This window comes from Kribbella sp. NBC_00709 (assembly GCF_036226565.1).
Classification (GTDB): domain Bacteria; phylum Actinomycetota; class Actinomycetes; order Propionibacteriales; family Kribbellaceae; genus Kribbella.
Window position 1 is genome coordinate 372,456 of sequence record NZ_CP108996.1, and the last position, 24,493, is coordinate 396,948.

The window sequence follows — 24,493 nt, forward strand, 5'->3', positions numbered from 1 at the left end:
GCTGAACCCTGCTGACCTGGTCCGGGCGGACTACTCTGATCAGGTGCTGAAGGACAGCGCCACCGACTCCTTGCACGGTGCGCCGGCCGGGTTCAAGCACGACGCCTTCGTCCATGGAACGGACGAGGAGTTCGTGCTGCGCGCGGTCGCGTTCGTACGCGAAGGGCTGGCGGCGGGGGAAAAGACCGTGGCCGTGCTGCCGCCGGAGCAGCTCGCGACAATGCGCGATGCGCTCGGTCCGGAGCATCAGCAGGTCGGTTTTATCGATATGACCGTTGCCGGGGGCAACCCTGCGCGGCTGATCCCGTTCTGGCGCGGCATCCTCGAGCAGCATCCCGAGCAGCCGGTCCGCGGGCTCGCCGAGGCTGTGTACCCGGGCCGGACCGCGGCGGAGTACGACGAGGTCCTGCTGCACGAGTCGCTGAGCGAGATCGCTTTCGCGGCGGACCGTTCGTTCCGGCTGTGCTGCGCGTACGAGGCGTCGGTCGGCATCGATCCGACGGCGGCCCATTCAGGCGCGGAAGCCCTTGCGGAGAAGACGTTCCGGACCGCGCTGAGCGACGTACCGGATCGTGCCGAGAGGTGGGAGTTCGGTCCGGCCGAGCTCGGGCAGGTGCGGCAATGGGTCGGCGGGCAGGCGTCGTCGCACGGGGTGTCGCGGGACCGGCTCGAGGACCTGACGCTGGCGCTGCACGAGATCTGCACGAACAGCATCCGGTTCGGTGGCGGCCGCGGGACGTTGTCGGTGTGGATCGCGGACGGTGCGCTGATCTGCGACGTGACCGACAGCGGCCGGATCGACAACCTGCTGGTCGGGCGCGTGCTGCCGCCGCTGGACGGGCTCGGCGGGCGCGGCGTCTGGCTGGCGAACCAGCTGTGCGACCTGGTCCAGCTGCGATCCGGCGACGACTTCACCCAGGTGCGGCTGCGGGCCCGCCTGCGATAAGACCACTGACAACGGTGGACTGCAAAAGTGACGGTCGTCTCAACCGCCGCCCGCTGTGTTACAGGGCACAGCGGGCCGTGCATACTCAACGGTAAGTTCCGCTCACTGACCGCCGTTGCAGGAGGTACGACGTGAAGCAGATCCTCGAAGCGATCCTGTCCGGTGACACCGCGGCCGTCGGCGAGCTCGACGTCCCCGAGCACTATCGCGGCATCACCGTCCATGCCGACGAGGCGACCATGTTCGAGGGTCTGGACAGCAAGGAGAAGGATCCGCGCAAGAGCCTGCACCTGGACGACGTACCGACGCCCGAGCTCGGGCCGGGTGAGGCGCTGGTCGCGGTGATGGCGAGCGCGATCAACTACAACACCGTGTGGACCTCGATCTTCGAGCCGGTGTCGACGTTCTCCTTCCTCAAGCGGTACGGGAAGCTGTCGCCGCTGACGGCACGCCACGACCTGCCGTACCACGTGGTCGGCTCCGACCTGGCCGGCGTCGTACTGCGGACCGGGCCCGGGGTGAACGCGTGGAAGCCGGGTGACGAGGTGGTCGCGCACTGCCTCTCGGTCGAGCTGGAGTCGCCGGACGGGCACAACGACACGATGCTCGACTCCGAGCAGCGGATCTGGGGCTTCGAGACGAACTTCGGCGGCCTCGCCGAGATCGCGCTGGTGAAGTCGAACCAGCTGATGCCGAAGCCGGCCCACCTGACCTGGGAGGAAGCGGCGTCGCCGGGGTTGGTGAACAGCACGGCGTACCGGCAGCTGGTGTCGGCGAACGGCGCGAACATGAAGCAGGGCGACGTCGTACTGATCTGGGGTGCGTCCGGCGGGCTGGGGTCGTACGCGACGCAGTTCGCCCTGAACGGCGGCGCGATCCCGGTCTGCGTGGTGTCGTCGCCGGAGAAGGCGGAGATCTGCCGGGCGATGGGGGCGTCGCTGATCATCGACCGGTCCGCGGAGGGGTACAAGTTCTGGAAGGACGAGCACACCCAGGACCAGAAGGAGTGGAAGCGGTTCGGGGCGCGGATCCGCGAGCTGACCGGCGGGGATGATCCGGACATCGTGTTCGAGCACCCGGGCCGGGAGACGTTCGGGGCGTCGGTGTACGTCGCGCGCCGGGGCGGGACGATCGTGACGTGCGCGTCGACGTCGGGATTCATGCACGAGTACGACAACCGGTACCTGTGGATGAACTTGAAGCGAATCATCGGCTCGCACTTCGCCAACTACCGCGAGGCCTGGGAGGCCAACCGGCTGATCGCGCGCGGAATGGTGCATCCGACGGTCAGCAAGGTCTACTCGCTCGAGGACACCGCACAGGCGGCGTACGACGTCCATCGCAACCTGCACCAGGGAAAGGTCGGGGTGCTGACGCTGGCGCCGGCCGAAGGGCTCGGCGTCCGGGATCCGGCCCTGCGCGAGCAGCACGCGGACGCGATTAATCGCTTCCGTAACAGGTAGTTGTCCACAGCACTCGATTGGCTGGTTTCGGGTGGGTTCTGACAGGCTTATGGTGGGGGATTCACGCTGAGCCGCCAGAAGGGAATCTCGGGACATGCCTGACGAGTCGAGCCTGCCGTTCTTCGACCGCACGGCGACCGCGGCCGGGGGCTTCCCGGTCAGCCGTCGTGGGTACGACAAGCAGGCCGTGGACGATTATGTCCGCGCGCTGGAGATGCAACTCGTCCAGGCACGCAACCGCGCCGACGAGCTCCAGCACAGTGTCGCGCCCATGCAGCACCAGCTCGAGGAGACGCGGCGCCAGCTCGAGGCGAGCGCCAACCCGTCGTACGCCGGACTCGGCGACCGGGCCGCCCAGATCCTCCGGCTCGCCCAGGACCAGGCGTCCGAGGCGCTCGAGGAGGCCAAGCGCGAGGCCGAGGAGCTGCGGGCGAACGCGGCCAAGGAGGCCTCCGCCGCCCGCGCGACCGGTGACCGCGAGGCCGAGGACATCCGGTCCGTCGCGCTCAACGAGGCGGACAGCATGCGGCGGACCGCCGAGGGTGACGCGGCCGAGCTCCGGCGGACTGCCGAGACCGAGGCGGCCGAGGTGCTGCAGGCGGCCCGGCGCAAGTCCGAGCAGCTGCAGCTGACGGCCGAGTCGCAGGCGAGCACGCTGAAGAACGGCGCGCTGCACGAGGCGGAGAAGATCCGGACCGCGATCCAGCGCGAGTCGGCGGCGCTGCGGGCGCGGCTGGCGGACGAGCGCGAGCAGCAGGCCAAGGAGCTCGCGGACAAGCACCAGCAGATCGCGGCCGACACCGACAGCCTGACCACCCAGATGAAGGAGGCCGCCGAGGCCTCCGAGCGCCGGGTGTCCGAGGCGACCGAGCAGGCGCGCAAGATCCGCTCCGAGGCCGAGGAGTCGGCCGAGCGCACCCTGTCCCGCGCCCGCCGGGAGGCCGAGCAGCTGCTGACCACCGCGCGGACCCGCGCCGAGGCCGAGCTGGCGAACGCAGCCGACGAGGCGGAGCGGTCCCGGACCGTCGTCGCCCGCGAGACCGAGCGCCTCGCCAAGCGCCGCGACGGCATCCTCACCCAGATCGCCGGCCTGAACGAGATCGCCAGCAACATCGCCCGCCAGGCCGCCGAGCTCGACTCCGAGACTGCCGCAGGGCCCTATGTAAACCCTTTCGCCCGCCCCACCACCGGGCCCACTGGTGGCACCGCCGCAGCTGACGACTCGTCCGCGCCGACCGGCAGCCCCTTCAGCTCCGCACCTGGCTCCGCCATCGGCAGCCCGTTCGCCGCGGACCCGTCGGACAGCTCGTACGACAGCGCCCCCTCGTTCGGCACCGGCGGGTCTGGCTCGCCGGAGAGCTCGTTCGACTCCGCTGCGGGTGACAACGGGCTCAGCTCGGAGCCGGTGGCGCCTGAGTCGACCAATGACGACAACCCGTTCCCAGGGGCGACGCCGGCTGCGAGCCAGTACGCGCCGTCGAGCTCGTCCGGCGCTTCGGCGTACGACGACGGGGACGGACCGTTCACCGGGTCGAGCCCGTTCGTCGGGATCGGCGCCGGCGACGCCCGCGTCGACGAGACCCGGATCGACACCAGCCTGCGGGTCGACCCGAAGGACGCCCCGGACCTGGCCGGCAAGACCGCGAGCAAGACCGGCGGCGGTCCGGCCGACACCCCGGCGACCTCCGGCCTGAACGGCTCCAGCGCGATCACCGATGCCCCGGCCGACTCCGCGAGCGAGTCCGACGCCGGGTCCAAGTCTGCGTCCGGCGCCGACGATTCTGCCGCCTCGGACGAGGGCGACGAGCCGAAGGATTCGACGCGGGTGGACGAGTTCCGGCTCGATGACCTCGCGACCGGGGACACTCGTGCCCAGACGCGGCCGGCCGCCTCGGCGAAGTCCTCCGGGAGCAAGTCGTCCGCCGACGAGAAGACCGATGCGGCTACGTCGAGCGCACGATCCCCGAAGGACAAGATGTGACGCCAGCCGGCGACGACACCTCCACAGCGACCGACCGGGACCTCGCCGAAGCCACCCGCGCCGCGAAGACCGCCGCCGAGCAGGCCGAAGCCTCCGCCGACAAGGCGGATGATGCTGCCGACAAGGCTGCGGCGGCGGCCAAGGACGCGCAGGACGCCGACCAGGACATCGCCGACGGACTGTTGATCGAGGAGCGGCACCCGTCCGTCGGGATGGGCGTGCCCGGTCCGCCGATCCGCCGCGGGAACCCGTTCACGTTCGGGTTCTTCGCCGCGCTCGGCGTGCTCGTCGCCTGGGGCCTGTGGAACGCACTCGGCCAGGCCCGTTCGGTGCTGATCCTGCTGCTGGTCTCGATGTTCATCGCCGTCGGCCTGAACCCGCTGGTCGAGTGGTTCATGCGCCGCGGCCTGAAGCGCGGCCTGTCGGTCGCCGTGGTGTTCCTGCTGATGATCCTCGCGGTCGCCGGCGTCGGGTTCGCGATCGTGCCGGTCGTCTCCGACCAGATCAACAGCCTGATCAAGAACGCTCCCGAGTGGCTCGACCTGCTGACGAAGTCGAAGACGCTCAACGACCTGAACGACAAGTACCACTTCATCCAGAAGGCCCAGGACTACATCCAGGACCCGGCGCTGGCGCAGCGCGCCTTCGGCGGGATCCTCGGCGTCGGCAAGGTGGTCGCGGGCGCGCTGTTCAACACGTTCACGATCCTGGTCCTGACGCTGTACTTCCTCGCCTCGCTCCCGACCGTCAAGCGGGCGGCGTACAGCCTGGTCCCCCGCAGCCGCCGTCCCCGCGTCTCGATCCTCGGCGACGAGGTCCTGACCCGCGTCGGCGGCTACGTCAGCGGCCAGTTCCTGGTGGCGCTGTGCGCAGGCGTCATGATGTTCATCTTCCTCGAGATCATCGGCCTGCGTCAGTACGCCGTGGCGCTGGCGATCGTGGTGATGTTCTGCGACTTCATCCCGATGGTCGGCGGCCTGATCGGCGTCGTCGTGGTCGCCCTGATCGGCTTCACCGGCGGCCTGTGGACCGGCCTCGCCTGCCTGATCTACGGCGTCCTCTACCAGCAGGTCGAGAACTACGTCGTAGCCCCCCGCATCATGCGTCGCGCCGTAGACATCCCCGGCGCCGTCACCGTCATCGCCGCCCTCCTCGGCGGCGCCCTCCTCGGCGTAGTCGGCGCCCTCCTCGCCATCCCCTCCGCCGCCGCCATCCTCCTCATCATCAGAGAAGTCTGGGTCCGCAAAGCCGACGCCTCCTAGCACGACGAGCCCTCACGTCCGCTCCCGCAAGTGAGTCGACATCGATCCGCTGGTCGTCCAGAACAATCACCCTAACGACGTCACCAGACAATGGGACGGCACGCTCGCCTCATTGTCCTACACGTTCTGTTTTTGCGAGGCTGTGCGGCTGACGGCGGAACGATTGGATGAGCGGGAGCGTGCGCCAGCGCCCTTCCGAGCTGGATGATCGCTCGACGGCCGTGCGGGCTCTGCGGTCCGAGACTCCTTGGGCTGCCGCTGTTTCTTCGGCCCGGTCACCTCGACGATTCGTAGGGCTCGGCCGTCGGCGAGCTGGACAATGAGGTCGTGGGCGAACTCTTGTTTGGACTTTCGTATCGCCTTTGCCGAGTCGCCGTCGCCCTCCGCGGCTGCATTCACCAGTTGGGAGACGCGTTGGTGGGAGATGCCGAGCACGCTGCTTACGTCTCTCACAGGGACACTCGCGTCGGTTAACGCGGATGCGACTTCACGGGTGAGCTCCGCGACCACAGCTTCGAGGTCCTTTGCGCGGCGACGGAGGCCGTCGACCAGGACCTTCGCTTCGAGCAGATCCTGCCCGTCGGCCGCGATCCCGGACACTTCGACCGCAACTCGCGAGAGCGGCACGTCAGTTGTCACCGCGATGTACTCGCGGGCCATCTGCTCGACCTCGTCGAGCCGCCGGGCCTGCGTCAAACCATCAAGGTCAGGGACTGCCACCATCCACCACCGGCCGTCCCGCTGGACCGTCACCTCGTAGGTCTTCACTAGCTGCTCACTGACCATGGATTTTAGTCTAGGAAGCTAGACACTTTCAAGGCAAATCAGCTAGACGGACGCAGTCAGGCGTTGACGGCGAGGATGAAGTGTTGGGCTGGGGTTAGGCGTTTGTAGGTTTCGAGGCGGATGTAGGACTGCTGGTCCAGTTGCTGGGGTAGGTGGCGGAGGGTGAAGTAGGAGTGGAGGGCTCGGCGGGGGTTTGTGGTGTGGTTCTGGGTGCCGCCGTGCCATAGGTGGCTGTTGAAGACGAGGACCGTGCCGGCCTTGCCGGTTAGCTGGATTTGGTCGGGGTGGGGGTCGCCTGGGTTGGGCATCTCGTCTCCGGGCATGGTGCCGCGGCGGTGGGAGCCGGGGACTACTCGGGTGGCGCCGTTCTCGGGGGTGAAGTCGTCGAGGAGCCAGATCGAGTTGCAGACCTCGTACTCGCCCGGCTGGACAGGGTGTCCGGAGTCGGCGTGCAGCCCCTGGTGGCCCTCGCCGGGCAGGGCAGCGCGGCTGTTGAGCGAGGACAGTTTGAACTCGCCGAGCACGTGCTCGATCGCCGCCAGCACGCGCGGGTGACTGAAGCACACCTCGAACTTCGGGTCCTTGTTGACCAGGTCGGCGAGCCGGTCGGTGCCCTTCTCCTGATGCACCTCCAGGCCGGCCCGGTCGCCCTCGGCCGCGGTGAGTTCGGCCAGCCGCTTGTTCAGCGCGGACACCTCCTCCGGCGTGAGGATCCCTTCCAGCGGCACGAAGCCGTCGCGGTCGAGCTGGTCCTTCTCGGCCTGGGTGAGTACGTCGTCGGTCGCTCCGAGATCGCGGAGCGCGGTTGCCATATCCATCAGAGTCGTCCTTCCCAAGATGCACGAATCGATGCCAGCATCAATCCGGCGTCCCCAGGAAACAATGCAGAAGGCGACAGGGCTTATGCACAAATCGCTACGGCTGCTCGGCGCCGGCGTACATACCGCCGCGCCCGGCAAGAACTACCCGCTGCACGCCCACACGTCGTGGGAGCTCGTGTACTACGTTCGCGGCCGGATCACCTGCCCCGTCGGCGAGGAGACGTACGCCGCCACGCCCGGCACCGTCCTGCTGACTCCACCGAGCACCTGGCACGCCGAACAAAGCCGCACCGGGTACGCCAACCGCTTCCTCCAGGTCGACGCCGCGGCCACCCACCCCTGGCCCCGCCTGTGCTACGACGACGCCGACCACACTCTCGGCCGGGTCTTCGACGCCTTGGTACGTGAGAACGACAGCGACGAACTCCGCGCACTCCTCCTGTCCGAACTGGACCTCCGCCTACGCCGCTCCGCCGCCACCCCGCCGACGACGCCTGCCGAACAACTGGTCATCGAAGCCGAGCGAATCTTCGAGGAACGCTTCGCCGGCGGCCTCCGGATCAACACGGTCGCCGCCGACCTGGGCATCTCCCCGTCCGGCCTTCGAGCCGCGTTCACCCGCCTCCGCAGTACCAGCCCTCAAGCCGCACTGCAGGCAGTCCGCCTACGCCACGCCCTCTCGCACATCCGCAACTCGACGCTTCCGCTGCAAGCGATCGCCGAGCTCACCGGGTACCACTCCGTCAGCCACCTGACCCGCCACATCAAGGCAGCCACCGGCTCACCGCCCGGCGCTCTCCGCCGGGCCGAGTTCGTCCTTGAGCAGTGAGCCGATCCACGCATCGACCCGCTGTCCGCGATGCACCAGCCGCTTGCGCAGTTGTCCCTCCATCACGAAGCCGGCCTTCTCCGCAACGCGACGAGAGGCGGAGTTGCCGATCTCGGCACGCCACTCGATGAGCTCCAGCCCCTGCGTGTCGAAGGCCCACCGACAGACCGCCCGGACAGCTGCCGGCGCGACGCCCCGGCCGCGTGCGGCCGGGGCAGTCCAGTAGCCAACCTCCGCAGTACCGTCCCCGCGCAGGCCGAGCCCGACGCGCGCGAGCCGCTCACCGGCCTCCTCAACCACGAACTCGACCCGCTGAGGATTCCCGATGGCGAGATGCTCCACGAAGTACTGCGCATGCTCCATCAGGTACGGCGACGGTACGCCGACGTACTGCTGCAGCACCGGATCCTGCGACACCTCGTACACCCAGGAGACATCCGCCATCGTGAACGGCCGCAGCAGCAGGCGGCCGGCGCTGATCACGAGAAGGCGGCGCCGACCGTCGTCAGCTCGATGCCGCGTTCCTCGATCGCCTTGCGGATCTCGGGATCGGTGACGAGCTCCTGATCGGACAGCCGGTACTCCTCGGCCCACCGATACGTGTACGACCCGGGCTTGTGCAGCGCGGCGAGCTCAGGCTCCGCTGCCGCGCAGTGCGTCACCAGCAGATGCACCCCCTGCGTCAGCTTGTCGAGGTACTCGAGCAGCCAAACCCGCTTCACCTCCGCGTCCCGATCGCTCAACGTCTCGATCGACCCGAACCGCTGCGACTCCACAGCCCCGTAGATGAACGGCTTCCCGGCCGCGCTCGACACCTCGTCGTACGCCGCGGGAGTCGCCGACTGCCCCATGTGTACGTCGAGGTACTCGATCGGCAACCCTTCCGCCGCGAACTTCGCGACCTGCGCCGTCAACTCACGCACCGCGTCCTCATGAGTCACCGCCGCCTGCGCCTCGGCCACCGAACGCAGGAACGTCCCGTCCTCCCCCACCAACGACGCCCCACCGGTCAACGGCCGCCACCGCAGGAAGTCCCACTCACAGGTCAACGTCTGATGCACGCCCAACGGAATCCCGAACTCCCGCGCCAACGCCGCCGCCTCGGTGAACCAAGGACAAGCCGCCATCGTCGACACCTGCGTCAAGATCCCGTCCCGGAACGCCTCGACCGTCCCGACGTTGACCGCATGGCACATCCCGAAGTCATCACCCTGAACAACCAACCGAACCTCAGCCACGCCCACTCCACTCATCCGCCAACAGAGCCAGCTACGACCGTACTTCCTGCACGCCGTCAAACGCACCGACGGGCACGTCGAGCCTCAGCCGACGAACGTGATCGCGTTGCCGTCCGGGTCGCGGACGATGAAGTCGGTGCCGCCCCACGCTTGTTTGGTCAGCTTCTGCACGATCTCGGCGTCAGCGGCCAGATACTCCGCGAAGAGTTCGCGCACGTTCGGCGTATCGACGAACGCCATGATGAGCCCTTCTCGTTCCGCGGCACCGGCCGCGAACACCGGCTCGTGGACGAACTTCAGGTGCAAGGTCGCGCCGTCGCGCGACACCGATCCGTAGAACGGCGGGTTGCCGTGCAAGAAGTCGATCCGGAAGCCGAGCCGGTCCCGATAGAACGTGGCCGAGGCATCGACGTCGGCGACGTACAGGACCGGTGTGGCGCTCGCGACTGTCGTATCGTGAGCCTCCGGCTGCTCGCTGGTGGGCGGGGCCGCTTCCGTGCTCGCCTTGAGTTCTGCCCAGCTGGCGCAGCCCGCTTCGAGGGCGATGACCTCTTGCGCTTCGGTGAGGGGAAACTTCAGCGCGAGTGCCTCGCGGTCGGACAACGTGCGATAGCGCTCGAGCTGCCGGATGCGACCGCCGATCGAGAAGTTCCCCTCGCGGTGCCAGCGAACGAGCAGTTTCGCCTGCTTCTTGTACGTTTCGAGCTTGGGCATGGCGCTCCCTCTTCGGTCTGAAGTAGGTGGGCCTTGCCCTTTCGGCTTGCTCTGCCGCTGCGCCCTACAACCGGGTTCGAACCCGCGCCTGCGACGCCGAGATTACCACAGGCGAATCGGCCCCCGGCCGGGCGAGCGGCTACGGTCCCGCAAGTTTGGTGATCTCCGGGGCTTGGTTGGTGTGGAAGGCGCAGGCTCGGGGGTACGACGCCAGGCAGCCGCGGGTCGTCATCAACGCTGTGTAGTAGTCGATGTAGCGGAAGCCATACGTCTCGCCGCGGGCGAAGGCCTGGTGGCGGATGGCGGAGACCCAGCGGTAGAAGGCCTCGTCGGGGATGGGGACGTAGAGGGACGGGGTGAAGCCCTCCATGTCCTCCCAGTTCTCGGCGTGCAGGAAGCTGCGGACGCCGTGCCGCGGGAGCTCGGCCAGCTTGGCCACCAACTCCGGGTAGGGCGTGGCGAAATCGTCCGTCGGGTCGATCGGCAGCCCGGCGAGGAAACGCGCACGTTCCGACAAGACAGCGGCGTTCTCGTGGTCGCTGTGGATGGAGTGTTTCCAGTGGGTGATGATCGTGTCGGGCTGCTTCTCGCGGATGATCCGGGCCAACTCCAGCGCCACGTCGTCGCTGGCGGGAAGGAACCCGTCGCTCTGGTCGAGGACCACGAAGTCCGCGCCGATCGCGTCCGCGAACGCCGTACCCTCGGCGATCTTCTGCTTCTTGTACTCCGTCGGCGTCAGCCGCGGGTGTCCGCGTTCGCCCGGCGTCAGCGCGACGATCGTGGCCGACGCGCCTTCCAGGATCAGCTTGGCCAGGGTCGGCCCCGCGGTCAGGTCCATGTCGCCGATGTGCGCCCCGATAGCGAGCACTGTTCTGTTCACAACGGTCTCCTCATTTCAGGCCACTGAGTACGACGCCGCGCACGTAGTACTTCTGGAACAGCAGGAACACGACCAGCACCGGCAGCGTGCTGATGACCAGGCCGGCCATCACGATCGGCATCGTCCGATCCGGGTCGAGGAAGCTCTGTAGGAGCTGGATGCCGACGGGCAAGGTCTGCAGGTCGGGGTCCGAGGACGAGATCAGCAGCGTCCAGATGTACTCGTTCCACGTTCCGATGAACGTGATCAGCCCGAGCGTGATCGCGACCGGTTTGGTCTGCGGCAGCACGATCAGCCGCCAGGTCTGCCACTGGTTGGCCCCGTCGATCTTGGCCGCCTCGAGCATCTCGTCCGGCAGCGACACCATGAACTGCCGCATCAGGAAGATGCCGAACCCGGAGACGGTGAACGGCAGGATCAGCGAGATCAGGCTGGTCGTGAGTCCGCCGTCACCGCCGCGCCCGAGGATGTCGTTGCCACCGGCAAGCGGCCAGTTCAGCATGATCAGGAACGTCGGGATCAGCAGCAGGAACGGCGGCAGCATCATCGTCGCGAGGATGAACCGGAAGATCACCGCCCGGCCCCGGAACCGCAGCTTCGCCAGCGCGTACCCGGCCATCGACGAGGTGATGAGGACCGAGATCGTCACCGACACCGTGACGATCACGCTGTTCCGGAACAGCCGTCCGAGCTCGAGCTGCGAGAAGGCGTCGCGATAGTTGTCCAGGTTGAACGACTCCGGGAGCAGCTTGTACGGGATCACGCCGTACTCCCCCGGCCCCTTGAAGGAGCTCATCACCATGTCGAGGAACGGCATCACCATCGCCACTCCGCCGAGGATCACCACCAGGTACGCGAACCACGGGAACTTGCCGCGCCGTTTCACGAGGTCTCCTCTCCGCGCCGCCGGGCGATCCACAGCTGCAGCAGCGTGATCGCCAGGATGATCACGAACAGCACCATCGCCATCGCACTCGCCGTGCCCCAGGCGCCGAACTTGAACGCCCGCTGGTACATCTCGAAGGCCGCCACGTTGGTCGCGTTCACCGGGCCGCCGTCACCGGTCATCACGATGATCAGCGCGAACGACTGCAGACCGCCGATGAACTGCGTGATCAGCACGAACAGCAACGCCGGCCGCAGCAGCGGCAGCGTGATCGACCAGAACATGTGCCACGAGTTCGCCCCGTCGACCTCGGCGGCTTCGTAGTACATCTCCGGGATCGCCTTCAGACCGGCGGTCAGGATGAGTACGGCGCCGCCGATCGAGGCCCAGGCGTGCACGACGGTCACCGACGGCAGCGCGTACGACGAGTCGGACAGGAACCCGACGCTGTTCACACCGAGCTTGTTCAGTACCGCGTTGATCAGGCCGGCCGGCTGGTACATCATCTTCCACACGTTGCCGATGGCCACCACCGTGGCGACCACCGGCAGGAAGTACAGCACCCTCCAGAAACCCTGGAACGACAACCGGTCGATGCAGTAGGCAACCAGCACCGACCCGAACGTTGCCAGGAACACCGATCCGAACGCGAACAGCAGCGTGTTCACCAGGATCGGCTTGACGAACGTCCCGTCGAAGCTGAGCACGTCGCCGAAGTTCGAGAAGCCCGCCCACTTGAGCGTGCTCAGGTCGAACCCGCCCCAGTCCGAGAACGCCAGCACGATCGCGAAGAGGAACGGCAGGATCAGGAACACGCAGAAGAACAGCAGCGCCGGCGACAGGAACAGGTACGCCGCGAGCCCCTCGCGATGCAGCTTGCCGACCCGCCGGGCCGGCGCCGCGACGGCGCCGACCCTGCTGACCGCGGTCGTCATTGTGGCTTGACGGCCTTCGCCGCCTGCGCCAGCGCATCGTCCGGATTCTTGCCGTCGGCAAGCACCGTCATGATCGCGTTGTGCAGCGCGGTCTTCGCCTCGTACGCACCGGGCTGGTTCGGCTCCGGCATCGCGTACGTCGCCGCGTCGTAGATCGGCGCGAGGTTCGGGTCGGGCAACGACTTCTTGTACTCCGCCTGGTCAGCCGTCCGCGGCGGGATCAGGCCCTGGTCGGCCAGCCACTTGCCGGTCTCGGTGACCTTGCCGTCCTGGGTCTTGTGCTCGTTCAGCCAGGTGAGGAACTTCCACGCCTCGTCGGCGTGCTTGCTGCGCTGGTTCACGCCCATGAAGAACCCGTACGCCAGCGACCCCTTGCTGCCCGCGGTCGGTCCGGGGATCGCGGTCACCCCGACGTCGGAGTACTTGTCCTTCATCTGGGTCTTCAGGCTGCCGATCCACCAGCCGGCCTGGATCGCCATCGCGACGCCGCCGCTGCGGAACTGCTTGGTCGGCGAGATCGAGGTGTTGGACGCCTTCGCGGCGGCGAGGTCGCCCTCGAACTTCAGCGCCGCCTTGCCCTGCTCGTTGTCGAACTGCGCCGTCCCGTCCGGGCCGAGGAACTTGCCGCCGGCCGAGTCGAGCAGCGACAGGAACGGGTGTACCGACTTGTTGTCGCCGTCCTGGATCAGGCTCAGGCCCTCGACCTGGATGTTGCCCTTGGCGTCCCGCTTGACCGTCTTCTTCGCCGCGTCGGCGAGCTCGGCCCAGGTGGCCGGCGGCTTGGTGACGCCGGCCGCGGCGAGGATCTTCTTGTTGTAGAAGAGCACATAGGTGTTCAGCTCGGTCGGGTAGCCGAGGAGCGTGTCACCGGTCGTCACGGCGCCGAGCGCCGCCGGGCTGTACTCCGCCTTGATCTTGGTCGCGATGTCGTCCGGCACCTTCGCGACGACGTTCGCCTTCATCAACTGGCCGCCCCACAGGCCGTACGCGCTGACGATGTCCGCGCCGCGGCCGCCGGTCTGGCGGACCGTCATGGTGGTGAGCAGGTCGTCGAACTTGACCACCTGCGCCTTCACCTGGATCTTCGGGTTGTCCTTGTTCCATTCGGCGATCATCTTGTCCAGCCCGTCCTTCGACGGACCGTCGCTGTAGTGGCTCAGCAGCGTCAGCTCGACCTTGCCACCGCCCCCACCCGAGTCACTGCCACCGCCACAGGCAGCGCCCGTGGCCAGCAGCCCGGCGACGACCGCAAGCCGGAGTCCTTTCGAGATACGCATGTCTGTCCCTTAAACGTCGGACCGGGCAAGAGGCGCCCGGAGGATGGTGAACGTGCGGGTGATGTCGAACCCCGTCTTCAGGTACAGCTGCCCGGCCGCGGACTTCTCGCCGGTCCACAGGAACCAGGCAGAGTGGGCGCCGGCGGCAACCATCCGCTCGAGCGTCAGGTGCAGCAGCACCTTCCCGAGTCCGGTGCCGCGTGAGCTCGGCAGTACGCCGAACGGCCCGAAGCGGTCGATCACCCCTTCGTACGTGCCGTGCATCGCCCAGCCGAGGATCGCCCGGCCGGACGGTGTTCGACCAGGACGGCGCGCAACGACGATGCGCTCCAGTGGCAGACCGGACACGACGCCCTCGCGGATCGCGCGCGCCCAGTCCGGGTTGAACTCCGCGCCGGCGATCGTGATCAGCGCGGTCAGCTCGTCCTCGGTTGGTATACCAAAGCTGTAGCCCTCGGCCGTCAGGGCATCGATCCGCTTCCGGACCTCGTCCGGAATGGCATACCCGACCAGCCCGCGGTCCATCGCGACCGCGTCGTACTGCTTTCCGAAACCGAGCGCGGCGAGCAGCCCGGCCGCCGCCGGGTAACGCGCCGCGTCGAGCCCCGGCAGGAAGTAGTTCGGCGTGTACGACGAGAAGAAGACCTCGGACCGCCCGTGCGACCGCAGCCAATCCATTGCCGCGGACAACAACGAGCGGCCGAGACCCCGACCGCGGTACTCCGGATGCACGAAGAAGAACGGGATCCAGCCGGACGCGGGCTCGAGGTCGTCGGCGTCGACCGCGATCAGCCGCCGGACCGCGTACGCCGCGCCGACCACCTGATCGTCGACCACCGCGACCTGGAGACCGGCCGCATCGAAGTTGCGATCGAGCAGGAACAGGTCGCGGAACCGCTGGTAGCTGATCGGATCTGCAGGCGCGGCAGCCGTCCACGCCTCCGCGAGCGCCGGCCCGTCGCCGACCTGGAACGAACGGATCATCGAGCAGTCCCTTCGTAGAGCAGTACGTCAGGGCGCACCCACCCGGCGGGCGTGGTTGCCGCCGGCAAGAGATCGACCGGGTCGTCGCCGGCTTCGAGCGACTTGCGGAGCGAGTCCGAGCCCCACAACCTGTCCAGCGACGGCAGCAGACCGAAGTCGTCCGGATAGAGCTCGTTCAGCACGCGCAGCATCACCAGCGCGGTCCGCACCGGCTCGAAGGCGTCCCGATCAACGACATGCAGCTGTACGCCGGACACCGGCTGACCGGCGTGCTTGCTGAAGACTGGCTCGAACCAGGTCCGCCGGAAGATCACGCCGGGCAGGTCGTACGAGCGCAGTGCCGGGACGAGCCGATCGTCGACGTACGGCGCGCCGATGGTCTCGAACGGTCGCGTCGTACCACGGCCCTCGCTGAGGTTCGTGCCTTCGAACAGGCCGGTACCGGGGTATACCAAGGCGGTCTCAGGCGTCGGCATGTTCGGCGACGGCGGAACCCATGGCATACCGGTCCCCGACGACGATCGCGTCCAGCCCTCGACCGGAATGACCGTTGCCTCACCCAACTGTCGCGCAAGCTCACCGACGGTCAGCCCGTGCCGCAACGGAATCGGCGCCCGCCCGACGAAACTCTCGAACCCCGGCTGCAGCAACGGCCCCTCGACCCGGACGCCGCCGAGCGGGTTCGGCCGGTCGAGGACGACGAATGGCATACCAAGCCGCGCCGCCGCCTGCTGGCAGTCGTACATCGTCCAGACGTAGGTGTAGAACCGCGTCCCGATGTCCTGGATGTCGAAGAGCAGTACGTCGACATCGGAGAACAGGTCGTCGAGAGCCTGTCCCTGCTGCAGATAGGTGTCGAAGACCGGCAGCCCGGTGTCGGGATCGACGCCTGCACCTTCGCTCGCACCCGCTTGCGCCGTACCGCGGAGGCCGTGCTCGGGACCGAACAACGCCGTCAACGGCAGACCGGCCGCACGCAACGCGACCGCGGTCGGCGTGAGGTCCGGCAGCACGCCGGTGAAGTTCGTGATCAATCCCAGGCGCCCGTCGGGCACCAACCCCCGGTCCTCGGCCAGACGCTGTGCGCCGGTCCGGACCACCATTGCGACCACCAACCCAGATCATGGATCCTGCAGGACTTGGGTTGAAAACTTACCGATGTAGTCAGCCGGAGGTCAATGGATTACGGACAACCGTTTACCAACGTCACCCGAGGAACGGCGTGAGGGCGGCCAGGAAGTCGTCCAGCCGCTCGGCGTGGACCCAGTGCCCGGCCTCCGGGACCTCGGCGTACTGGACGTGCGGGAAGTACGCCGCGATCGTCGCGCGATGGTCCTGCTGCACGTAGTCGGACTGGCCGCCGAAGATGAACAGCGTCGGCCCGTCGTACTGCAGACCAGCCGTTTCCAAGGGCCAGCCGGAGATCGCCGGCAGGGCCGCCTCGATGACGGGCAGGTTCGGGCGCCACCGGGCGCCGTCCGAGTCGAGGATCAGGTTCTGCAGGAGAAAGGCGCGGGTCCCGGGCGTGGGGACGGCGTCGACCAGCTGCGCATCCACGTCCGCGCGACGGGTCACCGACGAGAGGTCGGCGTTCCGCATCGCCTGCGCATACTCGACGAAGGCCGGCGGGTACACGACCGGCGCCGCGTCGACCACGACGAGACGCTCGACAACCTGCGGGTACTGCAGGGCGGTGAGCATCGCGGTCTTGCCACCCATCGAGTGGCCGACCAGCGCGACCGGCCCGACGCCGAGCGCCTCGATCGTCTCGCGGACGTCGGTCGCCATCTCCGGGTAGCTCATCGTGTCCACGTGCGGCGAGGTGCCGTGGTTGCGCAGGTCGAACGCGAACACCCGGTGCTTGCCGGCCAGCCGGCGGGCGGCAGTCATCCAGTTCCGCCCGGAGCCGAACAGCCCGTGCATCACCACGACCGGCGTACCGGTTTCGCCGTACGACGTGACCGGAAGCTTCATGCACAACACCCTTTCAACGACTGCGCTGCCAGCAAGCTGTGTGCCAGTGGCGCCGCTCGTCGAGCGACTGGGCGCCGCCGATCGCGCCCAGCAGGCTGGGGTTGTCCGGCCAGACCACGACGTGCGGGGTGGCGGGCGGGATCATCTGGTCGCAGCCCGGGCACCGGTACGACTTCGCGGACGCGGACCCCGACACGCGCCGGACGTTCCACTGACCGTCGGACTTGTCCTCACGGCTCTGGGTACCGCCGAGCAGCGGCCGGTCGTTGACCGGCCGCTGCCACTTGGAAGGCCTTCTGCGCGACATAGCCCCTCCAGGCTAGTCGTATGACCTAGGTCACCTCAGACGTCGGCACGCAGTTCGGCGCCGACGTCGTGCATGTGGCGCAACCCCAGCCGGTACGAGTCGATCAGGCTCGTTGTCACATAGGGCATCCCGATGCTTTCGCAGTACGCACGGACCATCGGCTGGGCGAAGCGGAGGTTGGCGCGGGGCATGCTCGGGAAGAGGTGGTGCTCGATCTGGTAGTTGAGGCCGCCCATCATCCAGTCGGTGACCAGACCGCCGTTGACGTTGCGGGACGTCAGTACCTGCTTCTCGAGGTGGCCCCAGTTGGTGTCGTCATCGGGCATCTCCATGCCCTTGTGGTTCGGCGCGAACACGCTGCCGAGGTGCAGCCCGAAGATCATGTGGTGCACCAGCGCGAACACCAGCGCCTGCGCCGGCGACATGATCAGGAACAGCGCGGTGAAGTACAGCACCAGGTGCGCGGCCATCAGACCGAGCTCGACCTGCTGCGTACGGCGCCGGGCCAGCAGGAAGCGGATGCTCGAAACCTTGAGGTTGAAGCCCTCCAGGGTGAGCAGCGGGAAGAAGATCCGCGCCTGGTTGCGGGTCAGCCAGCCCTCCAGGCCCTTGCGGCCCTCGGCCTGCTCCAGCGTCCAGACCAGCACGCCCTCGCCGACATCCGGGTCCTTGTCGGTGTGGTTCGGGTTGGCGTGGTGGCGGTTGTGCTTGTCGACCCACCAGGCATAGCTCATGCCGAGCACGAGGTTGCCGTGCAGCATCCCGATCCAGTCGTGCAGCCGGCGTGAGCTGGCGATCTGCTGGTGACCGGCGTCGTGCCCGAAGAAGGCCGCGCGGGTGGTCAGGATCCCGAGCGGGAGGGCGAGCAGCAGGACCCACCACGAGGCGCCGACCAGCACGATCCCGGCCCAGGCCAAGGCCATCAGGGCCACGTTGATCCCGATCGCCATCGCGTACGCCGCAGTACGGCGCTCCAGCAGGCCGGCGGCCTTGATCTCCCGCAGCAAGGGGGAGAAATCGGAGCCGCGGGTAGCAACAGGTAGCACAGGTGGCTGAGCCATCAAGGTCCTCGTCTCGAGTGCGGGGGAAGGCCTAGGCGTACAGCCGCGGCCAGCGTACGGCATCAAGCCTTGCCGCCCTAACGGTCGAAAACATGAGTGCTACTACCCGGAGTGACCGGGGTCCTGAAGCCCGGGTCAGAGTGGGGATAACACCACTGCCGCTCGGCTCACCCTCGGTCATGATGGGTGTATGACAACCGTGGCCACCACCGAGGCACCGCCGATGCGGTACCCGAAGCTTGCGCAGCCGTGGATCGCGCTGTTCCTCGCGATCCTGGCCGAGCTGGGGATCGCCCTGTTCGTGCTCAGCGTGGTATCCGTTCCGCTGATCGCGGTCTGGGTCGGGATCCCGCTGCTGCTGGTGGTCGTGCCGGCCGCCCGGTGGTTCGCGAACTGCCACCGCACGATGCTGGCCGGCTTCCTCGGCGAGCGGATCCCGCGGCCGTACAAGAAGCCGCCGATGCCCGGCATGCTGATGCGGCTGCGGACGATCCTCACCGACCCGCAGACCTGGCGGGACATCATCTGGCTGCTGGTGAACGCCGTCCTCGGATTCACGCTGTGTCTGCTGAGTGCGGTGCTGTTCCTGGCCACACTGTTCTACCTGGTCTACCCGCTGCTCGTCGGCGTCACCCCGGAGGGCGTGTTCACCGAGCCGTTCGGCGGGCTGCTCACCGTGAACTTCTGGACCAGCTTCCTGCTGATGCCGGTCGCGCTGATCGCGTTCCTGATCTGGCAGGCCGCCGGCGAGCGGCTGCTGAAGGCCAACGCCTTCCTGGCCCGCTCGCTGCTCGGCCCGACCGAGAGCGCGAAGCTGGCAATGCGGGTCCGCGAGCTGGCCGAGTCCCGCGCCGAGACCGTCGACACCCAGGCGGCCGAGCTGCGCCGGATCGAGCGCGACCTGCACGACGGCGCCCAGGCCCGCCTGGCCGCGCTGAGCATGAACCTCGGTATGGCCGAGGAGATGGTCGCCCGCGACCCGGCCCAGGCGGCGGCCCTGCTCACCGAGGCCCGCGAGTCGGCGAGTACGGCGCTGTCCGAGCTGCGCGACCTGGTCCGCGGGATCCACCCGCCGGTGCTGGCCGACCGCGGTCTGGACGGCGCGGTCAGGGCGCTGGCGATGTCCTGCCCGTTCAAGGTCGACGTCACCTACGACGTACCGGGCCGGCCGCCCGCGCCGGTCGAGTCCGCGGCGTACTTCGCGGTCGCCGAATGCCTCGCGAACGCGGTCAAGTACTCGGCCGCGACCACCGCCTGGATCCAGATCACCCACGAGGACGAGAAGCTGCACATGATCGTCGGCGACGACGGCATCGGCGGTGCCGTGATCAGGCCCGGTGGCGGTCTGTACGGTATCGAGCGGCGGCTGGCCGCCTTCGACGGTACGTTGACCGTGGTGAGCCCGAGCGCCGGGCCGACCACCGTGATCATGGAGCTGCCTTGCGAGTCCTCATCGCTGAAGACCACGCCCTCCTCCGGGACGGCCTGATCCGCCTGCTGGAGGCGCACGACTTCGAGGTCGTGGAGGCGGTCGACAACGGACCCCGGCTGGTGCCCGCACTCGTGGAGCACCGGCCGGACGTTGCCGTGGTCGACGTCCGGCTGCCACCGACGTTCACCGACGAGGGCCTGAAGGCGGCGATCGAGGCCCGAAGCCAGGTCCCCGGTCTGCCGATCCTGGTGCTCTCGCAATACGTCGAGCAGCTCTACGCGCGGGAGCTCCTCACCGGCGGTGGCGGCGGCGTCGGGTACCTGCTGAAGGACCGGGTCTCGAACGTCGCCGAGTTCCTCGACGCGGTCCGCCGGGTCGCGGCCGGCGGTACTGCGATGGACCCGGACGTGATCGGTCAGCTGCTGGCCCGCAACACCCGCGACGAACCGATCGGCCGGCTCACACCGCGCGAGTCCGAGGTCCTCGGCCTGATGGCCGAGGGGCGCTCGAACGCCGCGATCGCCGGCGCGCTCTTCGTCACCGAGAAGGCGGTCAGCAAACACACCAACAACATCTTCGCCAAGCTCGACCTGCCGCCGTCCGAGGACGACAACCGCCGCGTCATCGCCGTCCTCACCTACCTGTCGTCCCGCTGACCCGGCTCAGGAACTCGCGGGTCCGCGCTTCGCGGGGAGCGTCCAGGACCTGCGAAGGTGGGCCGATCTCGAGCGGCCGGCCCTGGTGGAGGAAACAGACGCGGTCGGCGACGTCGCGGGCGAAGGCCATTTCGTGGGTGCAGACGAGCATCGTCATGCCCTCGGACTTCAGCTCGCGGAGCAGGTCCAGCACCTCACCGACGAGCTCCGGGTCGAGCGCCGACGTGACCTCGTCGAGCAGCATCAGCTGGGGTGAGTTCACCATCGCGCGCGCGATCGCCGCCCGCTGCTGCTGCCCACCGGACAGCTCGTCCGGCCTGGCCCCGGCCTTGTCCGCCAGCCCGACCCGCTCCAGCATCTCCAGCGCCTGCGCCCGCGCGGCGTCCCGCGACATCCGGTGCACCCGGATCGGCGCCAGCGTGATGTTGTCCAGCACACTCAGATGCGGGAACAGGTTGTACGCCTGGAACACGATCCCGATCCCCGACCGCACCTTGTCGGCGTCGACCCGCGGATCCGTGATGTCGACCCCGGCCAGCTCGACCACACCGTCGTCCACGGTCTCGAGCAGGTTCACGCACCGCAACAACGTCGACTTCCCGGACCCCGAGGCGCCGATCAGTACGACGCACTCCCCCGCGTCGACGTCCAGCTCGAACCCGTCCAGTACGACGTTCTCGCCGTACACCTTCCGTACTCCACGCAACGACAGCAGACTCACACCGGTCCACCTCCCCCGCCGTACCAGCCCTGCCGGCGGGCGACGTAATCGGTCAGCCGGGTCAGCGGGATCGTCAGCGCGACGAACAGCAGGCCGGCCACGACGTACGGCGTGAAGTTGAAGTCCTCGGCCGTCTCCAGCTGGGCGGCGCGGATCGCGTCGATGACACCGAGGACGGCGATCAGGCCGGAGTCCTTCTGCAGGCTGACGAAGTCGTTCAGCAACGGCGGCAGCACCCGTCGTACCGCCTGTGGCAGTACGACGAAGCGCAGCGTCTGCCGGTAGGTCAGTCCGAGGGAGCGCGCGGCCGCCCGCTGCGACGGATGCACCGACTCGATGCCGGCCCGGAACACTTCGGCGACGTACGACGAGTACGTCAGGACCAACGCCGCTCCACCCCAGATCACCGCCTGGTTCGGCAGCCCACGCAACTGCAGCGCCGGTACGCCGAACCCGAGCAGGAAGATCACCAGCAGCAACGGGAGCCCGCGGAACACATCCGTGTAGGCGGCCGCGAACACGCGCAGCGGGAAGAAGATCGGCCCGCGCAACGTGCGCATGATCGCCAACGTCATCCCGAAGATCACGATCAGCACCGCGCAGACCAGCATCACCCGGATGTTCAACCAGAGGCCCTGCGCAACGACCGGCAGCGCCTCCCACCCGCGATGGAAGTCGAAGAACGTGTCCCGGACCCGCGGCCAGCCCGGCGTGGAACCGATGCCCACGGCAACCAGTACGAGCAGGACCACCGAGCTGACGACCGCGATCAGCGTCGATCGCCGGGCCCGCCTGCGCCGGTACGCGATCCGCTCGAGCTGAAGCGCCGACGGCTGCCAGTCGCTCACGACAGTTCTGGAGCGCCGGACTCGGTCAGGTACTGCTTCTGCAGGTTGGCCAGTGTGCCGTCGGACTTGAGCGCGTCGACCGCCTGGGTGACGCAACCGGTCAGCTTCGAACCCTTCTCGAGCACGAACCCGAACTGCTCCGTGGTCCCGCTCGACGGCAGCTGGCCGACGATCTTGCCGTTGTCGAGCTGCGCCGCGGTCATGTAGAACGCGGTCGGCAGGTCCACCACGATGCCGTCGATCTGCTTGTTCTTCAGCGCCTGGACCGCGAGGTCGTTGGTGTCGAAGACGGCCGGTGTCTGTTTCGGCTTCACCTGGTCGCGCAGGGCGGTGTAGCTCGTCGTACCGACCTGGGCTCCGAGCTTGGCGTCGGCCAGTTCGGCGACCGACTTGGCGTTCGCGATCTTGCTGCCCGCGGTCGTGATCACGGTCTGCCGGACGTCGTAGTACCCGGACGAGAAGTCGACGGCCTTGCGCCGCTCCTCCGAGATCGACACCTGGTTCACGTCCAGGTCGAACGCCTTCGGCCCGGGCGCGAACGCGGTGTTGAACTGCACCGTCTTCCACGTCACCTCGGCCTGCTCGAACCCGAGCTTCTTCGCCACCGCGTAGGTGACCGCCGACTCGTACCCCTTGCCGTTGCTCGGGTCGTTGTTGCTGAACCAGGGCTCGTACGCCGGCTTGTCGGTGCCGACTGTCAGCGCACCGGCGGTCTTCACTGCCAGCTTGTCCTTCGCACAGGCGTCCGCCCCCGACGGCGTCGACGACGCTCCGGACGAGTTGTCCTCCGGCGCGCACGCCCCCAACCCCATGGCGACCAGCGCCGCCAGACCCACCACCACACCGGTTCTCATGCTGAGAAGACTAAGACCTCTTGCGGTACGTCGTGGGGCTTGAACCGGTATGTAAACGGAAGCGCGTCGAGAAGTAGAGCGGGTCCGCGTAGCCGACCTGGGCGCCGACGGCGGCTACCGAGCGGCTGGTGAGTTCCAGGAGGCGGGCGGCGGCGTCGAGGCGGCGGCGTTCGACGAACTGCTGGGGGCTGACTCCGAGCTGGCTGCGGAACAGGTGGGCGAAGCGCGAGACCGAGAGGTTGACGGCCCGCGCGAGCCGCGGGACGTCCAGGTCGGCGGTCAGGTCCTGGTCGACGAGTTCGATCGCGCGGAGCAGACGGTCGTCGATCTGGACGGCCTTCGGATTCTGCGTGTCGCACCACAGCAGCGCGGCTTCGAGGGAGTTGGCGCTCAGCTGCTCGGCCTGTGGAAGGACGCTGCGCTGGTGCCGTACGGCGTCGCGCAGATGGTCGGCGATCCGGTCGAAGGTGGCCGCGGCGGGCTGGAGCTGAACGATGCCAGGAGCAACTTCCGGCCAGTCGAGCAGCGGCAGCCAGTCCGGTTTCGGATGCACGTGCGCGTAGAGGAAGTGCCAGCGGTCGCCGACCGTGGCGTAGTCGTGCAGGGTGCCGGGGCGGACCAGTGTGACGCTGCCGGGCTCGGCGCGGACGTGACCGAATCGTCCCTGGCCGTCGAGCGTCTGGACCAGCAGCCAGTCCGTCGTCCCCCGGCGCCGGTACGTCGCGTAGTCAGGGCCCTCGTCGAACTCGCCGGTGTGCACCCGGCGCACCACCGGGACTGGCGAGTCAGCAGGATCTCGAAGGTTCACAGCTCAATAGGCTATCGCTGGCCAATGCCCGGCCGCCGCATCCTGGATCCATGACAGTCGTGGATGTCTATCAACGGGACGGTATCGTCCAGGTCCCCCAGCTGATCGATTCCGCTGAGGTCGAGCGGATCAAGACCGTGTTCATGGAACAGGTCGCCGTTGATCGCTCGCTCGCGATCGACGACGGCGTACCCGACGACGATCCGCTGGCGCGGTTCCCGCGCTTCGTGCACCCGCATCGCCGCGACGACCTCGCGGTCGGGCGGCTCTCGATGGAGCTGATGCTGGACAGCCGGATCCTCGATGTCGTGCAGGCGCTGATCGGTCCCGCGCTCGGCGCCCAGTCGATGTTCTACTTCAAGCCGCCCGGCGCCCGCGGACAGGCCCTGCACCAGGACAACATGTCGCTCCGCGCGGATCCCGAGACCTGCCTGGCGGCCTGGATCGCGATCGACGATGTCGACGAGGAGAACGGCGGACTGGCCGTCGTTCCCGGTTCGCACCGCGAGGAGTTGCTCTGTCCCGAACCGGCCGATCTGACCGAGTCCTTCACCGGCTTGGGACTCTCGGTACCGGACGGTCTGACCAAGGTGCAGACGAAGATGCGCGCCGGTGACGCGTTGTTCTTCCACGGCAGCGTCGTGCACGGATCCCGGCCCAACACCTCGGACCGCTTCCGGCGCGCACTGATCTTCCATTACATCCCGGAGGACAGCACCGTGATCGCCGCCTTCTACAACCCGCTCGTCAAGCCGGACCGCCGCGAGACGGTCCTCCCCGAAGCCATCGGCGGCGGCCCCTGCGGCGACTACGCAGCCGAGACCTGATCC

26 protein-coding genes are annotated in these 24,493 nt (G+C 68.0%); 8 read left to right on the forward strand and 18 right to left on the reverse strand.

What is annotated here, in order from left to right:
• Positions 1 to 43 precede the first annotated feature (43 nt).
• The 4 genes from OHA18_RS01800 (at position 44) to OHA18_RS01815 (ending at position 5,652) form a co-directional block, all read left to right on the forward strand.
• Entirely contained in the window at positions 44 to 946 is a 903-nt protein-coding gene (locus tag OHA18_RS01800; RefSeq protein ID WP_329001709.1) for a sensor histidine kinase, read from the forward strand.
• A 131-nt stretch (positions 947 to 1,077) separates the two neighbouring features.
• Positions 1,078 to 2,409 carry a crotonyl-CoA carboxylase/reductase gene (gene ccrA / locus OHA18_RS01805; RefSeq protein ID WP_329001710.1) on the forward strand — a complete coding sequence of 444 codons (1,332 nt, stop codon included), beginning with the start codon at positions 1,078 to 1,080 and terminating at the stop codon, positions 2,407 to 2,409.
• Between the two features lie 94 nt (positions 2,410 to 2,503).
• Positions 2,504 to 4,390, forward strand: a complete 1,887-nt coding sequence (locus tag OHA18_RS01810; protein WP_329001711.1) for a transposase — start codon at positions 2,504 to 2,506, stop codon at positions 4,388 to 4,390.
• Positions 4,387 to 5,652 carry an AI-2E family transporter gene (locus OHA18_RS01815; RefSeq protein ID WP_329001712.1) on the forward strand — a complete coding sequence of 422 codons (1,266 nt, stop codon included), beginning with the start codon at positions 4,387 to 4,389 and terminating at the stop codon, positions 5,650 to 5,652. The genes OHA18_RS01810 and OHA18_RS01815 overlap by 4 nt, the downstream gene beginning before the upstream one ends.
• 117 nt (positions 5,653 to 5,769) lie before the next feature.
• Here the strand turns inward: OHA18_RS01815 and OHA18_RS01820 are convergent, their stop codons facing one another.
• Positions 5,770 to 6,438: a hypothetical protein gene (locus tag OHA18_RS01820; protein ID WP_329001713.1), complete on the reverse strand. Its 669-nt coding sequence runs from the start codon at positions 6,436 to 6,438 to the stop codon at positions 5,770 to 5,772.
• 56 nt (positions 6,439 to 6,494) lie between these two features.
• Positions 6,495 to 7,256, reverse strand: a complete 762-nt coding sequence (locus tag OHA18_RS01825; RefSeq protein WP_329001714.1) for a phytanoyl-CoA dioxygenase family protein — start codon at positions 7,254 to 7,256, stop codon at positions 6,495 to 6,497.
• A gap of 85 nt (positions 7,257 to 7,341) precedes the next feature.
• Between OHA18_RS01825 and OHA18_RS01830 the strand changes: the two genes are divergently transcribed.
• On the forward strand, positions 7,342 to 8,088 hold the full coding sequence (locus OHA18_RS01830) for an AraC family transcriptional regulator (RefSeq protein ID WP_329001715.1): 747 nt from the start codon (positions 7,342 to 7,344) through the stop codon (positions 8,086 to 8,088).
• Here OHA18_RS01830 and OHA18_RS01835 read toward each other — a convergent pair.
• From OHA18_RS01835 to OHA18_RS01890, 12 genes are all read right to left on the reverse strand, one after another.
• Positions 8,041 to 8,571 carry a GNAT family N-acetyltransferase gene (locus OHA18_RS01835; RefSeq protein WP_329001716.1) on the reverse strand — a complete coding sequence of 177 codons (531 nt, stop codon included), beginning with the start codon at positions 8,569 to 8,571 and terminating at the stop codon, positions 8,041 to 8,043. The genes OHA18_RS01830 and OHA18_RS01835 overlap by 48 nt on opposite strands.
• Positions 8,568 to 9,326: a carbohydrate deacetylase gene (locus OHA18_RS01840; RefSeq protein WP_329001717.1), complete on the reverse strand. Its 759-nt coding sequence runs from the start codon at positions 9,324 to 9,326 to the stop codon at positions 8,568 to 8,570. The genes OHA18_RS01835 and OHA18_RS01840 overlap by 4 nt, the downstream gene beginning before the upstream one ends.
• 84 nt (positions 9,327 to 9,410) lie before the next feature.
• Entirely contained in the window at positions 9,411 to 10,040 is a 630-nt protein-coding gene (locus tag OHA18_RS01845) for a glyoxalase superfamily protein (RefSeq protein WP_329001718.1), read from the reverse strand.
• Between the two features lie 139 nt (positions 10,041 to 10,179).
• Complete coding sequence (locus OHA18_RS01850; protein WP_329001719.1) at positions 10,180 to 10,920, reverse strand: PIG-L deacetylase family protein; 741 nt, start codon at positions 10,918 to 10,920, stop codon at positions 10,180 to 10,182.
• Positions 10,921 to 10,930: 10 nt separating this feature from the next.
• Positions 10,931 to 11,806 carry a carbohydrate ABC transporter permease gene (locus OHA18_RS01855; protein WP_329001720.1) on the reverse strand — a complete coding sequence of 292 codons (876 nt, stop codon included), beginning with the start codon at positions 11,804 to 11,806 and terminating at the stop codon, positions 10,931 to 10,933.
• A complete protein-coding gene (locus tag OHA18_RS01860) occupies positions 11,803 to 12,741 on the reverse strand; it encodes a carbohydrate ABC transporter permease (protein ID WP_329001721.1) in 939 nt (312 codons plus the stop codon). The genes OHA18_RS01855 and OHA18_RS01860 overlap by 4 nt, the downstream gene beginning before the upstream one ends.
• Positions 12,738 to 14,018, reverse strand: coding sequence for an ABC transporter substrate-binding protein (locus OHA18_RS01865; protein WP_329001722.1), 1,281 nt, complete (start codon positions 14,016 to 14,018; stop codon positions 12,738 to 12,740). Before OHA18_RS01865 ends, OHA18_RS01860 begins: the two co-directional genes overlap by 4 nt.
• A 9-nt stretch (positions 14,019 to 14,027) precedes the next feature.
• Positions 14,028 to 15,002 carry a GNAT family N-acetyltransferase gene (locus OHA18_RS01870; protein ID WP_329001725.1) on the reverse strand — a complete coding sequence of 325 codons (975 nt, stop codon included), beginning with the start codon at positions 15,000 to 15,002 and terminating at the stop codon, positions 14,028 to 14,030.
• Positions 14,999 to 16,105, reverse strand: a complete 1,107-nt coding sequence (locus OHA18_RS01875) for an exo-beta-N-acetylmuramidase NamZ family protein (RefSeq protein WP_329006059.1) — start codon at positions 16,103 to 16,105, stop codon at positions 14,999 to 15,001. Before OHA18_RS01875 ends, OHA18_RS01870 begins: the two co-directional genes overlap by 4 nt.
• A gap of 103 nt (positions 16,106 to 16,208) precedes the next feature.
• Positions 16,209 to 16,976 carry an alpha/beta fold hydrolase gene (locus OHA18_RS01880; RefSeq protein WP_329001727.1) on the reverse strand — a complete coding sequence of 256 codons (768 nt, stop codon included), beginning with the start codon at positions 16,974 to 16,976 and terminating at the stop codon, positions 16,209 to 16,211.
• A gap of 13 nt (positions 16,977 to 16,989) precedes the next feature.
• Positions 16,990 to 17,283, reverse strand: a complete 294-nt coding sequence (locus OHA18_RS01885) for a hypothetical protein (protein ID WP_329001729.1) — start codon at positions 17,281 to 17,283, stop codon at positions 16,990 to 16,992.
• A gap of 35 nt (positions 17,284 to 17,318) precedes the next feature.
• On the reverse strand, positions 17,319 to 18,344 hold the full coding sequence (locus tag OHA18_RS01890) for a fatty acid desaturase family protein (protein ID WP_329001730.1): 1,026 nt from the start codon (positions 18,342 to 18,344) through the stop codon (positions 17,319 to 17,321).
• Between the two features lie 190 nt (positions 18,345 to 18,534).
• On the opposite strand from OHA18_RS01890, the gene OHA18_RS01895 reads away from it, so the two are divergent.
• Positions 18,535 to 19,833 carry a sensor histidine kinase gene (locus tag OHA18_RS01895; RefSeq protein ID WP_329001731.1) on the forward strand — a complete coding sequence of 433 codons (1,299 nt, stop codon included), beginning with the start codon at positions 18,535 to 18,537 and terminating at the stop codon, positions 19,831 to 19,833.
• Positions 19,785 to 20,432 (forward strand): response regulator transcription factor, encoded by a 648-nt coding sequence (locus tag OHA18_RS01900; RefSeq protein ID WP_329001732.1) that lies wholly within the window; start codon positions 19,785 to 19,787, stop codon positions 20,430 to 20,432. The genes OHA18_RS01895 and OHA18_RS01900 overlap by 49 nt, the downstream gene beginning before the upstream one ends.
• Here OHA18_RS01900 and OHA18_RS01905 read toward each other — a convergent pair.
• The 4 genes from OHA18_RS01905 to OHA18_RS01920 are packed head-to-tail and all read right to left on the reverse strand — an operon-like array spanning position 20,410 to position 23,663.
• Positions 20,410 to 21,153 (reverse strand): amino acid ABC transporter ATP-binding protein, encoded by a 744-nt coding sequence (locus OHA18_RS01905; protein WP_329001733.1) that lies wholly within the window; start codon positions 21,151 to 21,153, stop codon positions 20,410 to 20,412. The genes OHA18_RS01900 and OHA18_RS01905 overlap by 23 nt on opposite strands.
• Positions 21,150 to 22,001: an amino acid ABC transporter permease gene (locus OHA18_RS01910; protein ID WP_329001735.1), complete on the reverse strand. Its 852-nt coding sequence runs from the start codon at positions 21,999 to 22,001 to the stop codon at positions 21,150 to 21,152. Before OHA18_RS01910 ends, OHA18_RS01905 begins: the two co-directional genes overlap by 4 nt.
• Positions 21,998 to 22,855 (reverse strand): ABC transporter substrate-binding protein, encoded by an 858-nt coding sequence (locus OHA18_RS01915; RefSeq protein WP_329001737.1) that lies wholly within the window; start codon positions 22,853 to 22,855, stop codon positions 21,998 to 22,000. The genes OHA18_RS01910 and OHA18_RS01915 overlap by 4 nt, the downstream gene beginning before the upstream one ends.
• Before the next feature lie 10 nt (positions 22,856 to 22,865).
• On the reverse strand, positions 22,866 to 23,663 hold the full coding sequence (locus OHA18_RS01920) for a helix-turn-helix domain-containing protein (protein ID WP_329001738.1): 798 nt from the start codon (positions 23,661 to 23,663) through the stop codon (positions 22,866 to 22,868).
• Between the two features lie 50 nt (positions 23,664 to 23,713).
• On the opposite strand from OHA18_RS01920, the gene OHA18_RS01925 reads away from it, so the two are divergent.
• The gene (locus tag OHA18_RS01925) at positions 23,714 to 24,490 is read left to right on the forward strand and encodes a phytanoyl-CoA dioxygenase family protein (RefSeq protein WP_329001739.1); all 777 of its coding nucleotides are present in this window, start codon (positions 23,714 to 23,716) and stop codon (positions 24,488 to 24,490) included.
• Positions 24,491 to 24,493: the final 3 nt, after the last annotated feature.